Origin of the sequence: Corallococcus praedator, assembly GCF_003612125.1 — a bacterium.
GTDB lineage: Bacteria > Myxococcota > Myxococcia > Myxococcales > Myxococcaceae > Corallococcus > Corallococcus praedator.
Window position 1 is genome coordinate 1 of the sequence record NZ_RAWI01000256.1, and the last position, 13,771, is coordinate 13,771.

The 13,771-nt window shown below is 71.3% G+C and carries 12 protein-coding genes; 7 read left to right on the forward strand and 5 right to left on the reverse strand.

Features of this window, described 5'->3' with window-relative positions; translation table 11 throughout:
* Positions 1-1,186 (reverse strand): serine/threonine protein kinase (locus D7Y13_RS27560; RefSeq protein ID WP_244222378.1); only part of this gene is annotated, 1,186 nt, incomplete at its 3' end.
* Positions 1,187-1,419: 233 nt separating this feature from the next.
* On the opposite strand from D7Y13_RS27560, the gene D7Y13_RS48785 reads away from it, so the two are divergent.
* A complete protein-coding gene (locus tag D7Y13_RS48785; RefSeq protein ID WP_120538356.1) occupies positions 1,420-1,797 on the forward strand; it encodes a helix-turn-helix domain-containing protein in 378 nt (125 codons plus the stop codon).
* Positions 1,798-1,852: 55 nt separating this feature from the next.
* Positions 1,853-2,296: a helix-turn-helix domain-containing protein gene (locus D7Y13_RS27570; RefSeq protein WP_167508780.1), complete on the forward strand. Its 444-nt coding sequence runs from the start codon at positions 1,853-1,855 to the stop codon at positions 2,294-2,296.
* Here D7Y13_RS27570 and D7Y13_RS27575 read toward each other — a convergent pair.
* Positions 2,293-2,721: a hypothetical protein gene (locus tag D7Y13_RS27575; protein ID WP_120584377.1), complete on the reverse strand. Its 429-nt coding sequence runs from the start codon at positions 2,719-2,721 to the stop codon at positions 2,293-2,295. The two genes, D7Y13_RS27570 and D7Y13_RS27575, sit on opposite strands and share 4 nt — an antisense overlap.
* Before the next feature lie 207 nt (positions 2,722-2,928).
* On the opposite strand from D7Y13_RS27575, the gene D7Y13_RS27580 reads away from it, so the two are divergent.
* The 4 genes from D7Y13_RS27580 to D7Y13_RS27595 are packed head-to-tail and all read left to right on the forward strand — an operon-like array spanning position 2,929 to position 9,747.
* Complete coding sequence (locus tag D7Y13_RS27580; protein ID WP_120584376.1) at positions 2,929-4,500, forward strand: ATP-binding protein; 1,572 nt, start codon at positions 2,929-2,931, stop codon at positions 4,498-4,500.
* 37 nt (positions 4,501-4,537) lie between these two features.
* Positions 4,538-4,912, forward strand: a complete 375-nt coding sequence (locus D7Y13_RS27585) for a response regulator (protein ID WP_120534942.1) — start codon at positions 4,538-4,540, stop codon at positions 4,910-4,912.
* The gene (locus tag D7Y13_RS27590) at positions 4,913-7,726 is read left to right on the forward strand and encodes an ATP-binding protein (RefSeq protein WP_120584375.1); all 2,814 of its coding nucleotides are present in this window, start codon (positions 4,913-4,915) and stop codon (positions 7,724-7,726) included.
* On the forward strand, positions 7,723-9,747 hold the full coding sequence (locus D7Y13_RS27595) for a response regulator (protein WP_120534940.1): 2,025 nt from the start codon (positions 7,723-7,725) through the stop codon (positions 9,745-9,747). The genes D7Y13_RS27590 and D7Y13_RS27595 overlap by 4 nt, the downstream gene beginning before the upstream one ends.
* Positions 9,748-9,750: 3 nt before the next feature.
* Here the strand turns inward: D7Y13_RS27595 and D7Y13_RS48215 are convergent, their stop codons facing one another.
* Complete coding sequence (locus D7Y13_RS48215) at positions 9,751-9,939, reverse strand: hypothetical protein (RefSeq protein WP_233595684.1); 189 nt, start codon at positions 9,937-9,939, stop codon at positions 9,751-9,753.
* A 21-nt stretch (positions 9,940-9,960) separates the two neighbouring features.
* Positions 9,961-11,328 carry an LVIVD repeat-containing protein gene (locus D7Y13_RS27600; RefSeq protein ID WP_233595683.1) on the reverse strand — a complete coding sequence of 456 codons (1,368 nt, stop codon included), beginning with the start codon at positions 11,326-11,328 and terminating at the stop codon, positions 9,961-9,963.
* Positions 11,329-11,404: 76 nt separating this feature from the next.
* On the opposite strand from D7Y13_RS27600, the gene D7Y13_RS27605 reads away from it, so the two are divergent.
* On the forward strand, positions 11,405-12,172 hold the full coding sequence (locus D7Y13_RS27605) for a hypothetical protein (RefSeq protein ID WP_120584374.1): 768 nt from the start codon (positions 11,405-11,407) through the stop codon (positions 12,170-12,172).
* Here D7Y13_RS27605 and D7Y13_RS27610 read toward each other — a convergent pair.
* A partial coding sequence (locus D7Y13_RS27610; protein ID WP_341870442.1) for an LVIVD repeat-containing protein occupies positions 12,153-13,771 on the reverse strand: 1,619 nt, incomplete at its 5' end. The two genes, D7Y13_RS27605 and D7Y13_RS27610, sit on opposite strands and share 20 nt — an antisense overlap.

Consider the following 13,771-nt stretch of genomic DNA (forward strand, 5'->3'; position numbering starts at 1 on the left):
GCAGAAGACGGCCTCGCGGTAGCGCGGAGAAACACTCCCGGCGCATCTTCGCGCCGGGCTGCACGGAGGGCTTGACCCGGATGCGGCCCTCCGTGCTTAAGCAACGCATGCACCGTGCACGCGCGCTGGAGTGGGGAGAGGCGCCCGGCACGCGCCAGTCCTGGGCCCGGGCCCACCGGCGCATCTCGCGGGCCTCCTCGTTGCCGTCGAAGAACTCGTCGGATTCCTCCGTGACGGCGTCGTGGGGAGGCGGGGCCGCGAACAGGGGGATGTCCCAGCTGGGGGACGCGCGCTCCAGGGCGGCGTTCAGGTCCGCGTAGAGGTCCGTGCCCATCGGGTAGCGCTGGGCGACGTCGTGGCGGAGCATCCGTTCGCAGATGGCGTCCAGCTCGCGGGGCACGCGCGGGTTGAGCGCCCGGGCGGAGCGGCTGGGGGCGGCGCGGATGCGGCCCAGCAGGGCCTCCGCGGGCACGTTCGTGGGGTAGGGGAAGTCGCCGGTGAGCACCTCGAAGAGGACCAGGCCCAGCGAATAGAGGTCGTCGGTGGGCTGGTAGACGTAGCGGGTCAGGTGCTTGGGGTAGCGCAGCCAGTACCGGAGCAGCTCCGGGCTGCGGTAGCTGGGGGTGCCCGGTGGGGGCCGGTCGTCGGTGATCCGCGCGGCGCAGGCGTGGTCGCTGGAGCCGAAGTCCACCAGCACCGGCCGGGCATCCGACGCTCGCACGATGATGTTGCTGCCCTTGATGTCGCGGTGGCGCACGCCGGCGCGGTGGATGAAGTCCAACGTCAGCGCCAGCTCCGCGAACAGCCGCGCCACCTGCCGGGGGGTGGGCCGCGACGCCAGGGCCCACTCCGACAGCGTGGGGCCCTCCACGTAGTCCATCACCAGGAACAGGTAGCCGGTGCTCGGGTGGGGCCAGCGGTGGTAGCCGCGCAGCGCCACCACGTTGGGGTGGGCCATGCGGTGCAGGACGCTCACCTCCTTGAGGGTTCGCGCGTCCACCTGCGAGCCCTCCTCGGCGTCCTGGGGACCGTAGAGCGCGAACTTCAACGCCACGGGCACGCCCCCGGTCTCCGCCAGGAACACGGTGCCGTAGCCCCCGGTGGCCAGGCGCTTGAGCAGCTTGAAGCTGCCCACCACCTCCTGGGGTTGCAGCAGCAGCGGGTGGCCTTCGATTCCCATGCTCATCGCGGGCTCCTCCCCGCGCCCGCGGAGCGGGAAACAGGTGTGGGACGTGGAGGGTTCAATTCAAGAGGGAGAACGTGGCTGGGCGGACGCATGGCTGGAAAGGTCGATAGGACCTGGGAGGTCCATAGCATGGCGACTGCCCCTTGGGGTAGTGTCGGGGCCATGTCAGGTAGGGCGCCGGACACCTGACTTCACGGGGAACATGGCTTTCCGGGCAGGGGTGGTGAGCGGCAATGAACGAGGAGTTGGCCATCACGGTGGGCACGGCGGCGCGCGCGGCCCGTGAGCGACAGGGGCTGACCCAGGGAGACGTGGCCAGCCAGGTGGGCATCGCCATGGAGGTGTACAGCCGGATGGAGCGGGGGCGGGTGTTGCCCAGCTCCACGACGCTGCGTCGGTTGAGCATGGTGTTGCGCATCCGCGCGGACACGCTCCTGGGATTGGACGGGCCCACGCCGCCGCAGGAGGCGCTGACGATGGCGCTGGCGGACCGGGAAGAGGATCCGCCGTCCTTGCGGCGGCTGGTGCGAGCGCTGCGGCCGTTGGACGAGGAGGAGTTGAAGGCGCTGGGCCTGGTCATCCAGGGCGTGTTGGCGTTCCGGGCGCGCTGAGTGCTGGCGGGACCTGAAAACTTGCGCACGGGGGGAGAGGTGCAAGGTTTTGGGGGTGCCTGCGCCCGTCAATGAGAAGCTGAACACGGTCTTTGGAGCCGCCGCGCGGGATGCGCGGATGCGGTTGGGGCTCACGCAGGCGGACGTGGCGGAGCGGGTGGGCATCGCCATGGAGGTCTACAGCCGCATGGAGCGCGGGCGGATGTTGCCCCGGGCGCAGAACCTGCGGCGGCTGTGCGACGTGCTGGCGGTGTCCGCGGACGCGCTGCTGGGCGTGGGGCCGGGCCTGTCGCCGGTATCGCCGCGAGCGCCCCGGCATGAAGAGGACTCCGCGGAGCTGCGGCGGCTGATGCGCACGCTGCGGGAGTTGGATCCGCAGCGGCTGAAGGCCGTGTCGCGCGTGGTGAAGGCGATGGTGTCGGTGCTGCCGGCGCCGACTGCCTCCGCGCCGGTGGCCCGGAAGAAGGCGCAGGCGAAGAAGCGCCGGACGACGGGCTAGAGCACGTTCAAGATGCGTCCCTGTCGGTCGATGGCGTAGTCCGCGCCCGCGTCCAGGATGGGCACCTCCAACTGGATGCCGCAGCGTTCAATCTTGGGAAGGAAGCTGACGAAGTAGAGGTCGTCGTTGGCCTTCAAGATGGTCGCGTCGTACGTGTCACGCCGGGTCAGGCACTTCGTCAGTGCTTCATTGCTGGTATCCGCCTTGCTGTGGGGCGGGATGAATTCATTGAGCGCGACGATGAAGGCCGCCAGCGCGGGCCCATCGAGATGTGTCCCGTCCTCATAGGAGTTGGGGAAATCGATCTGGGCTGCTTGCTCTGGCGTGCCGCGTGGAGCCCGCTCGTACTTGTAGTAACCGAACAGGGAACATCCCGGCAGCAGGCCAAGGATCAGGAAGGCGGACAGCAAGCGGAGTTTCGTCATGGACCTGTCTGTCTCCGTGTCCGGAAACGATCCCGCGAGTGGGCCGTCTACCTGGAGCCGCCCATCGTCCATCCGCTGCACCCGCATGACCACCGGTCATTTCAAGTCGCTCGCCGTGCAGCCTCACCACCCATTTCCCGCCTGCCCGCTCGCCCCTCGCACCCTCTCCCCAATGGCATACAGGTGAGGTAGCACGGGGAACACGCCATGCTCCCTCCCCCGACACCCGTGGACGAGCCCCGGCGCTTGCAGGCCCTGCGCTCGCTGTGCCTCCTGGACACGCCCGCCCACGAGCGCTTCGACCGCATCGTTCGCGCCGCCTCCCACCTGTTCCGCGTGCCCATCGCGCTGGTGTCCCTGGTGGACGAGGACCGCCAGTGGTTCAAGGCCCGTCAGGGCCTGTCCGCCTCCGAAACGCCGCGCGACGTGTCCTTCTGTGGCCACGCCATCCTGTCCGCCGGCAGCTTCGTCGTGCCGGACGCGCTGCGCGACCCGCGCTTCCACGACAACCCGCTCGTCGTGGGCGCCCCCTTCGTGCGCTTCTACGCCGGCCACCCCCTGCGCACCGCCGATGGCAGCCGCGTGGGCACCCTGTGCCTCATCGACCATGAGCCGCGCGACTTCTCCGACGCGGACCGCGGCGCGCTCGCGGACATGGCCGGCTGGGCGGAGGTGGAGCTCAACGCCCTCAACGAGCGCGAGGCCCGCACGGCCCTGGAGCAGCAGGAGCGCTTCTTCAAGGTCTCCGTGGACATGCTCTGCATCGCCACCATGGACGGCACCTTCCTGCGCCTGTCCCAGGCCTGGAGCCGCACGCTCGGCTTCACCGAGGCGGAGCTGTACTCCACCTCCGTCGTGGACCTGGCCCTGGACGACGACCGCGCGGGTACCGCCCGGCACCTGGCCCGCGCCCGCGAAGGCGCCGCCGTCCTCCAGTTCGAACACCGCGCCCGCTGCGCGGACGGCTCCTGGCGCTGGCTGCAGTGGAACGCCGTCCCGGATCCGCAAGAGGGCCTGCTCTACGCCGTGGCCCGCGACGTCACCCAGGCCCGCGTCCTGGAGGAGGAACGCCAGCGCGTGGAGCGGATGAAGAACGAATTCATCTCCACCGTGAGCCACGAATTGCGCACGCCGCTCACCTCCATCCGGGGCTCGCTGGGCCTGCTGGAGGGCGGCATCGCCGGCCCGTTGGAGCCGCAGGTCGCGCAGATGGTGGGCATCGCGCACAAGAACAGCGAACGGCTGCTGCGCCTCATCAACGACATCCTCGACCTGGAGAAGATGGAGTCCGGCCGGCTGGACCTCTGCCTGGCGTCCACCGACGTCGCCCCCCTGCTCGCCCAGGCGCTCCAGGCCCACCAGGGCTACGCGGCCGAATACGGCGTGCACCTGGAAGTGAAGGTGGAGGCCCCCGGCGCGCGCGCCCGCGTGGACGAGGACCGCTTCAACCAGGTGCTCGCGAACCTGCTGTCCAACGCCATCAAGTTCTCCCCCCAGGGCGAGCGCGTCACCCTCTCCCTCACCCGCGAGGAGGGCTCCTTGCGCGTGGAGGTGGCGGACCACGGCCCCGGCATCCCGGAGGCGTTCCAGCCCCGCGTCTTCCAGAAGTTCGCCCAGGCGGACGCGTCCGATACCCGCAAGCGCCCCGGCACCGGCCTGGGCCTGAGCATCGCCCACGGGCTGGTGGCCCGCATGGGCGGCACCCTGCGCTTCGTCACCCGCGCCGGCGAGGGCACCCGCTTCTCCTTCGACCTTCCCGAGTGCGACCCGACCCCGTAACGCGATCCAACCCCGACCCCGAGGCGCACCTCCTCCCATGGCGACCATCCAGAAAGTCCTGCTCGTCGATGACGAAGACGACATCCGCACCATCGGGCAGCTGAGCCTCAGCCGCGTGGGCAAGTGGCAGACGGTGCTCGCGTCCTCCGGCGCGGAGGCCCTGGAGAAGGCGGCCACGGAGGTGCCGGACCTCATCCTGCTGGACGTGATGATGCCCGGCATGGACGGGCCCACCACCTTCGGCCGGCTGCGGGCCCAGGCCGCCACCGCGAACACGCCCATCATCTTCATGACCGCGAAGATTCAAAAGCAGGAGGTCGCGCGCTACCTGGAGCTGGGCGCGGTGGGCGTCATCGGCAAGCCGTTCGACCCCATGACGCTGCCGCAGGAAATCCGCAAGCTGGTGCCCTGAATGGAACCTCGCCTGTCCAAACGCTCCGCCGCGCTGGCCGCGGGCGCCCTGGTGCTCCTGTGCACGCTGTTCGTGCTGGGCCGCCCGGGCTCCACCGACGAACACGACGCCTACCGCACCCAGCTGCGCCAGCTGCGCGTGGCCACCGCGGAGCTGGAGCTGGACGTGCTGCGCCAGCGGGTGGGCATGCGGGAAGCGCACGGCTCCACCAGCAACGACTTCGACGCGCTGGAGGCCCGCGCCCGCATGCTGCGCGCGATGCCCGCCTTCCTGCCGGACGAGGGCATGCGCTCGCTGACCGCGTCCCTGGACGCCTACCTGCGCGCGCTCCAGGGCTCGCGCGTCCTGCTCGCCACGGCCCGTGAGAAGGACGAACAGTTCGCGGCCCTGTGCGAGGTCTTCCCCAGGAACGTCTTCGCCGCGCACGCCGCGCTGCCCCCGGGCGCGCTGCGCGCCCAGGTGGAGACGCTGGGCGGGGACGTGCTCACCGCGTCCCGTCTGCACGGGAAGGACTTCGGCTCGCGGGTGGAGGACTCGATCGCGCGCCTGGAACAGGCCCGCAAGGGAGAGCGTGTGTCCACCGACGCCTTCGCCGCGCTGCATGTCCTGGAGACCCAGGCGCGGGAGCTGACGGTGCTGCTGCGCTCGGCGGACGCGTCCTTCCAGGCGCTCCTGGACCACAGCGCCAGCAGCGAGGCCGAGCGCCTCATCACCACGTACCTCCAGCTCCAGGAGCAGTCCCAGTCCCGCGCCGAGCGCACGCGCATCGTCCTCTTCGGCGTGTCCTTCCTGCTGGTCATCTACGTGCTCGTCGTCCTGGTGCGGCTGGCGCGGGCGTCCGCGGCGCTGGGGGAACTCAACCGGGGCCTGGAGGCGCGCGTGGCCGAGCGCACCCAGGCGCTGTCCGCCGCCAGCGCGGAGGCGCGGGCCAGCGACGCGCGCAAGGCCGCCATCCTGGAGGCGTCCCCGGACGGCATCGTGGTGCTGGACGAAGCCGGCCGCGTGGTGGAGTTCAACCCGGCCGCGGAAGGAAACTTCCGCCTCACGTCCGCCCGGGCGGTGGGCGCGGACTTCCTGTCGTTGGCCCTGCCCGCGTCACTGCCGGCGGCCCAGCGAGACAGCGTCCACGCCGCGCTCCAGAAGGACAGCGGCCCGGCGGCGCGCGTGGAGTCGCCGTGTCTTCGCGCCGACGGCGGCGTGTTCCCCGCGGAGCTCACCTTCGCGCGCGTGCACGGGGACGGCCCGCCGCGCACCACCGTCTTCGTGCGCGACCTCACCGAGCGCAAGACCGTGGAGCGGATGAAGAACGAGTTCGTCTCCACCGTGAGCCACGAGCTGCGCACGCCGCTCACCTCCATCCGGGGCTCGCTGGGCCTCTTGGAGGGCGGCATCGTGGGGGATCTGCCCGCGCAGGCGCTGGACATGGTGCGCATCGCGCGCACCAACACCGAACGGCTCATCCGCCTCATCAACGAGATTCTCGACCTGGAGAAGATGGAGTCCGGGATGCTGGAGCTGAAGCTCCAGCCACAGACGGCGCAGGACCTGGTGGAGTCCACGCTCCTGGGCGTGCAGGGCATGGCGGACGCCGCGCACGTCACGCTGCGCTCGGACGTGGAGGGCACGCCGCAGGTGAAGGGCGACCGCGACCGGCTCATCCAGGTGCTCACCAACCTGGTCTCCAACGCGGTGAAGTTCTCCCCGCAGGGCGGCTCCGTGGTGGTGGCCTCCAGCGTGGCGGCGGACGGCCGGGTGCGCTTCAGCGTCACCGACCAGGGCCCCGGCATCCCGGAGGAGAAGCTCTCCCGCCTCTTCGGCCGCTTCCAGCAGTTGGACGCGTCAGACACCCGCTCCAAGGGCGGCACCGGCCTGGGGCTGGCCATCTCGCAGGCCATCGTGGAGCAGCATGGCGGCCGCATCGAGGTCGTGAGCCGGCCCGGCCACGGCGCCACCTTCCACTTCAGCCTGGAGTCCCTGCGCGCCCCGGCTCCGTCGCCCGGCGCCGTGTCCCCGGTGCCCCGGGACGAGTCGCGCCACAACGTGCTCATCGTCACCGCGGACGCGGACCTGTCCGCGCTGCTCCGGGGCCTGCTGTCCCACGAGGGCTACCGGGTGGTGCGCGCCGCCACGATCGCGGAGGCCGTGCAGGCGGTGGACACGTCGCTGCCGGACGCGCTGGTGGTGGACACGCAGATGCCGGACGGCCACGTGCTGGACTGGGTGCGCCGCCTGCGCGAACAGCCGCGCACCCGCGAGCTGCCCGTGCTGGCGCTGTCCGGCCGCGCGACGGATGGCACCGCGGGCGTGGGCACGCCGCTCCTGGTGGACTGGCTGCCCCGGCCGGTGGATGAGACCCGGTTGCTGAAGACACTGCGTTACGCCATGCGCCAGCCGGGACAGGCGCGCGTGCTGGTGGTGGACGACGACGCCACCACGCGCCGGGTGCTGTGCGCGCAGTTCGAACGGCTGGGCGCGCTGTGCATCGAAGCGGCGGACGGGGAGAGCGCGGTGGCGCTCGCGCGCGACACGCCCCCGGACCTCATCGTGCTGGACGTGGGGCTGCCCCGCCTGGATGGCTTCGAGGTGGTGGACATCCTGCGCCAGGGCAAGGGCCGCGCGACCCCGCTCATCGTCTTCACCGGGCGGGAGCTGTCGCGCACCGACCAACGCCAGCTCACGCTGGGCATCACGCGGCACCTGACGAAGGCCCGCTCCTCGGAAGAGGAGCTGGTGAACTCCGTGCGGGAGCTGCTCAACGGTCTGCTGGCCCGCCGGGACGTCGCGGCCACTGAACCCAGAAAGGCGCTGCCATGAGCACCGCGCGTCACAACAAGACCCTCCTCTTCCTGGAGGACGACCGGGACCTCCAGACCCTGGTCTGCACCTTCCTGCGCGACAAGGGCTATCAGGTCACCCCCGCGCGCTCCGCCGCCGAGGCGCGCGAGGTGTTGGTGTCCCAGCCGGTGGACGCCGCCATCGTGGACGGCCTCTTGCCGGGCATGACGGGCGCGGACTTCATCCGCGAGCTGCGCCAGACGCGCCCCGGGCTGCCGGTGCTCTTCGCCTCCGCCTTCTGGAAGGACCTCAAGAGCCACGAGCTGCTCACGCGCCAGTTGGGCGTGGCGCGCGTGGTGCACAAGCCCTACCGGCCAGAGGAGCTGGCGGTGTGGCTGGAGCAGCTCTTCGCGCTCGCGGAGCCGCCGCCCCCGCCCCCGGAGGCGCTGGAGGCGGAGGAGCCCGAACCGGAGGACGCCTTCGCGGCGAGCCTGGCCCTGCTCAGCGCGGACTACGGCGCGAAGCTGCCGGAGCGGCTGGCCACGCTGAAGGCACTGCTCGGCAAGGGGCGGAAGGGGGATGCCTCGTCCATGGAGGAGGCCTACAGCGTCGTGCACAAGCTGCATGGCACCGCGGGCAGCTACGGCTTCCGGGACGTGAGCCTCACGGCGGGCAAGCTGGAGGACGTGCTGCAGCCCGTGCGGCACGGGGGCCCGCTGGACTGGGCGGCGGTGGACGCGGCCTTCCACGCGCTGGAGGACGTGGTGGCCCTGCCGGTGGAGGTGGAGCCGGAGCAGGAGGTCGTGGAGGCGCCCTCCGCCATGGGCACGCTGCTGGTGGTGGACGAGGACCCGGCGGTGCTCGCGGACGCGAAGCGCATGGGAGCGCAGGAGGACGTGCGGGTGGTGACGGCGGCCTCGGCCCAGGAGGCCTGCGCGGTGGCCCGGCGGCAGTGGGTGGACGGGGCGCTCCTGCACATGGGCAATGAGGGCATCGCCACGGCGAACGCGCTGCGGGCGCTGGACGGGCACCAGTCGCTGCCGCTGGCCTTCTCCAGCTCCGGCGGCGGACTGCAGGAGCGCATGGTCGCGGCGCATGCGGGCGCGTCGCTGTTCCTGCCCCGGCCCTTCACCCTCCAGGACTTCGCCACCGCGGCGGAGCGGCTGGTGACGGCGCGGCGGCAGGAGCGCGCCCGGGTGATGGTGGTGGACGATGATCCGGAGGCCATCCGCGCCCTCACCCAGGCGCTGGTGAGCGACGCGGTGGAGGTGGTGGGGCTGGAGAATGCGTACGGCCTGCTGGACGCGCTCGCGCAGCACCGACCGGACCTGCTGTTGCTGGACGTGCAGATGCCCGGGCCCAGCGGCTTCGACCTGTGCCGCATCCTGCGCCTGACGCCGGAGTGGCAGGAGCTGCCCATCCTCCTGGTGACGGCGCAGGTGGGCCTGGAGTTCCGGCTGGCGGCGTTCCAGGCCGGCGCGGACGACTACCTGGCCAAGCCCGTGCTGCGCGAGGAGCTGCGCGCCCGCGTGCATGCGCGGCTGGAGCGGGCGCGGCTGTCGCGCGAGCGCACGGAGAAGGACGCGCTCACGGGGCTGATGCTGCGCCGTCCCTTCGTGGAGGCGGTGACCACCCGGCTGTCGGAGGCGCGCCGCGTGGACCGGCCGCTGGCGCTGTGCTTCCTGGACGTGGACCACTTCAAGAAGGTCAACGACGAGCACGGCCACCTCGCCGGGGACCGCGTGCTGATGCGGCTGGGGCGCCTGCTGGGCGCGCGCTTCCGCCGCGAGGACCTGCGCGCCCGCTGGGGCGGCGAGGAGTTCGTCGTCGCGCTGCTGGGTGAGACGGCGGAGAACGCGCGCGAAATCCTCTCTCGCACGGCGGAGGAGCTGGCGGGGATGGTCTTCGAGGGCGACGGGGGCGAAGCCTTCCACGTCACCTTCAGCGCGGGGCTCGCGGTGGCGCCGCGGGACGGCACCACGCTGGAGGAGCTGCTGCGCGTCGCGGACACCCGGCTGTACCGGGCGAAGTCCAACGGCCGCAACCGCATCGAGCTCTGAGGCTCAGGGCTCCTCGAACACGAACAGGCCGCGGGACAGGTCCACGACGTACACGGCCCCGTCCCCCGGCACGCGCATGCCGATGGCCCCCTGGTAGAGGCTGTCGGTGCTGCGCGGGTGGAACTCGTCGAAGGTGTTGAAGGACGCCACCTCCCGAGGGCTCTCCGGGGTGGCAACGTCGAAGACGCGCACGCCCTCGTGGTACCAGGCGACTTAGAGCCGCGTGCCCTTGAGCACCATGTTGTGGATGGACGTCTCCGCCCGCATCTTCACCTGCGCGAGGAGGCGGATCCGCGCCGGGTCGGTGACGTCCAGCACGCGCAGGTGCGCGCCGAACCGCTCGCCGCCCTCGAAGGCGATGGTGCGCCCGTCGAAGGTCCCCACCGCGTTCGCGTGGCTGTACTGGCCGGGGAAGGAGTAGCCGCCCAGCACGGGCGTCACGTCGGGACGGGTCACGTCCAGGACGACGTAGCCCGTGGTGGCGTGGTTGACGTAGAGGCGGTCCTGGTAGGCGAACGCGTCGTGCGGATAGCCGTACGGGTCGTCGCGCGGCACGGAGATGCGGCTCAGCAGCTTGGGCTCCAGCGGCGTGGCCACGTCGAACAGGAGCGTCTCCCCGTTGGGGGCCGGGGACATGGCGTACAGCCGGTCCCCGTCCACGAACACGGTGTGCACGTTGATGGCGCCGCCGGGCAGTGAGCGCACGTACTGGGGCGCCGCCGGGTTGGAGATGTCGTAGACGATGACGCCGGAGTTGGCGCTGGCGATGTAGAGCGCGTCGCCCTTCGCCCACACGCCGTTCCAGTAGCTGTCATTGGGCAGGTTCAGCATCGTGACGATGAACGGGTGGGCCTTGTCGGCCACGTTGACGACGGACAGGCCGCCCGCCAGCGTGCCCCGGGGGAGGGACACCACGTAGGCGTGGCCCTTCGTGACATAGACGTCCACCGGGTCTCCCAGCGCGATGGAGGTCTCGGAGACGAGGCGCAGGGACGGAGATGTGGGGGTCTCCCGGCTCCAGTTCATCCGCCGGGCGTCGAAGGTGCCGGAGTATTCCGGCACGCCGTCGGTGCAGCGCACGAAGCAGCCGGTGATGCGGCCCGGCTCCGGCACGCGGCACCCCGCGAGCGCGTAGCGCTGCACGGCCTTCGTGGTCGTCGTGTATTCGTTGGTGAGGAAGAACCCTTGGGCGCCCACCTGCTGGCGCACCAGCGGACGGCCCATGAGGGTGCCGGGGCTGCCGTCGGGGTTCAGGCGGAACCCGGCGCCAAAGGCGCTCTCGGAGTGGTAGCGCAGGATGGCGCGGTAGGTCCCGAGCAGGGCCGGGTCCCCGACGGCCGCCAGGTCGCACCCGGACAGGCGGAAGCTGCCTGGGTCCTCGCAGTTGGCGCGGGGCGACGCGTAGTCCGGATCCGCGCACGGCACGTCGGGGACGACGTCCACGTAGTCGGAGCGCTCCACCGCCGTGCCCGTGGGGGCCGGGCCCGCGTCGGGGACCTCGGGGTCGTCCTTGTGACAGCCGGACAGCGACAGGGCACAGGCGAACAGCGCCGTGATGGACAGGCGCGCGGGGGATTTCATGGGCAGGGGCTCCGGACGGCCAAGAGGCTTCGCGGCAGCATGACGCAGCCACGCGGGCCGGGCTAGAAGCCCCCGGATGCACCCACGCCGCCCCGACATCGACGAAGCCCTCGCCGACCTGCGCACCCGCGTTCCCGGCGGGGGGATCGTCGACCACTGGAGCAGCGACCCTGCCTGGCCCACACCCGAGCAGCAGCGCCTGAAGGACGCGTGGCGGGACAGCATGGCTCAGGCGCTGGAGCAGGCGCTGGCGCGGCCCGCCTTCGAACCCATCACCATTCCCGAGGCCCGGAGCCCCCCGGACTGGGAGTTCATCGTCGCGCACGCGCTGAAGCGGCACGGTGGGCCCGTCGCCGCGTTCCCCAGCTTCTCCACGACGCGTCAGCAGGACGGGGACACGTTCATCACGCTCGGCACGACCTACGACGAGCTCGTCATCTACCAGGGCCCGCTGGAGCTCCACGGTCACGTCCACCTGGCGGGGACCGTGGTCGTCCTGGGAGACCTCATCGTCCATGGCGCGCTGATGGATGGAGACCCGGCGGACTCGGGCCTCGTGGTCATCGGGAATGAGCGGGTCCGCGCGCTGTACACCGGCTCGGACCACCTCGTGGTGGGGGACCTCGAAGCGGACCTGATGGTGCTGTCCGGCTCGGATGGCTCGTGGGATGTCGGCGGAGAGGTGCGTGCCCGCATCAAGCTGGAGGAGTCCGGCCTGCGGGGCACGGCGGGGGAGGAACTGCGGCGGCGTCTGGAGCCCGCGCCCTCCGAGGACCTCCTCGAGGACGGCTGGGAGCTGTGCCTGGAGGTCGGGCGCGGCCGGCTCAGGGTTCGCGAAGGATGAGCAGCCCTCGGTGCGTGTCCACCACGTACACGTACCCGTCGCCCGGGACGCGGATGCCGATGGCACCCGTGAAGATGTTTCCGTCGCGGCCGGGGTCCGTCTCCCGGTAGTTGTTGAAGTACGCCACCTCGCGAGGCTTCGGCGGCACGGACACGTCCAGCACGCGCACGCCCTCGTGGTAGTACGCGATGTAGAGCCGCGTCCCGTGCAGCACCATGTTGTGGATGGAGGTCTCGGGGCGCAGTTGGTACTCGCCGATGAGCCGCATGTTCGCCGGGTCGGTGACGTCCAGCACGCGCAGGTGCGAGCCCTCGAACTCGCCGCCTTCGAAGGCGATGGTGCGGCCCGCGAAGGTGCCCACCGCGCTCGCATGGGCGTACTGGCGACCGAAGACATACGCGCCCAGCTCCTGGATGTGCTCCGCGTCTTTCACGTCGAAGGCCACGTACCCCGAATCCGTGTAGCTGACGTAGAGGCGGTCTCCGTAGGCGAAGGAATCATGCGGGCCGCTGAAGCCCCGCTGGAGCGAGATCTTGTTGAGCAGCACCGGCGACAGGGGTGACGCGACGTCGAACACGAGCACCGCGTCGCCAGCGGACGGGACGACGGCGTAGAGCCGGTCACCCTGCACGTGGACGGTGTGCACGATGGTCGGCTCGCCGGGCGCGGCGCGCACGTACTGGGGGTCGGCGGGGTTGGAGATGTCGTAGACGATGACGCCGGCCTTGGCGCTGGCGATGTAGAGCGCGTCGCCCTTCGCCCACACGCCGTTCCAGCCCGTGTCGTTCGGAAGCTGGAGGACCTTCTTGAGCACCGGGTGCGCGGGATCCTTCACGTCGAGGACGGCCAGGCCCCCGAGCCGGTCATTCGACCCGGTGGCCACCACGTAGGCGTGGCCCTTCGCGACGAAGACGTCCACGGCATAGCCGAGCGGAACCGCGGACTCGGAGACGAGGGTGAGGCCGGAGGACTCGGACTCGCCCCGTGCCCGGAGGCCGGTGCGCGCGGCGGTGAAGGTCCCCTTGCTGCGCACCTTGCCCTCGGCGCAGACGACGAAGCAGCCGTTGATGCGGTCGGGTGTGGGCCTCGTGCAGCCCGCGAACACCGAGTCCCGAGGCGGGCTGACGCGGCTCGCGGGGGCGTGGGATGCGAAGAAGAACGAACCCGCGCCCACCTCCTGGCGTGTCAGGGGCCTGCCGGTGAGATCCCCCGCCCCCCCGTCCAGCGGAAGCTGGAGGCTGTAGGGGCCGTTGGCCTCCATGGCGTAGAAGCCCACGGAGTCCAGGCTGTCGAACGCGTCCGAGGGGCACGACGTCCGGTCGAAGAGGGACACGTCGTCACACGCTGCGACCGGAGCGCCCACGGGCAGCGTGAACGCGCAGTCCGAAAAGGGACGCCGGTCCACGTGGTCGGTGCGCTCGGGCAGGGTCTCGGCGGTGCCGTCCCAGGGCGGCACGTCGGTGCCCGCGTCGGAGGTGCCAGCGTCCGAGCCCGCGTCGGAGTCGTCACCCGCGTCGGACGTGCCGGCATCCACGGGGGGAGGACCCGCATCCGGCCGGGAGGGGGACGACGAACACCCGGACAGGGCCAGGGCGGTGG

Excerpts from the sequence above, each read along its gene's own strand:
- D7Y13_RS48785 (WP_120538356.1), top strand. The coding sequence starts at position 1,420 with ATGAACGAGGAGTTGGCCATCACGGTGGGCACGGCGGCGCGCGCGGCC.
- D7Y13_RS27575 (WP_120584377.1), bottom strand. The coding sequence starts at position 2,721 with ATGACGAAACTCCGCTTGCTGTCCGCCTTCCTGATCCTTGGCCTGCTG.
- D7Y13_RS27580 (WP_120584376.1), top strand. The coding sequence starts at position 2,929 with ATGCTCCCTCCCCCGACACCCGTGGACGAGCCCCGGCGCTTGCAGGCC.
- D7Y13_RS27585 (WP_120534942.1), top strand. The coding sequence starts at position 4,538 with ATGGCGACCATCCAGAAAGTCCTGCTCGTCGATGACGAAGACGACATC.
- D7Y13_RS27590 (WP_120584375.1), top strand. The coding sequence starts at position 4,913 with ATGGAACCTCGCCTGTCCAAACGCTCCGCCGCGCTGGCCGCGGGCGCC.
- D7Y13_RS27595 (WP_120534940.1), top strand. The coding sequence starts at position 7,723 with ATGAGCACCGCGCGTCACAACAAGACCCTCCTCTTCCTGGAGGACGAC.
- D7Y13_RS27600 (WP_233595683.1), bottom strand. The coding sequence starts at position 11,328 with ATGAAATCCCCCGCGCGCCTGTCCATCACGGCGCTGTTCGCCTGTGCC.
- D7Y13_RS27605 (WP_120584374.1), top strand. The coding sequence starts at position 11,405 with ATGCACCCACGCCGCCCCGACATCGACGAAGCCCTCGCCGACCTGCGC.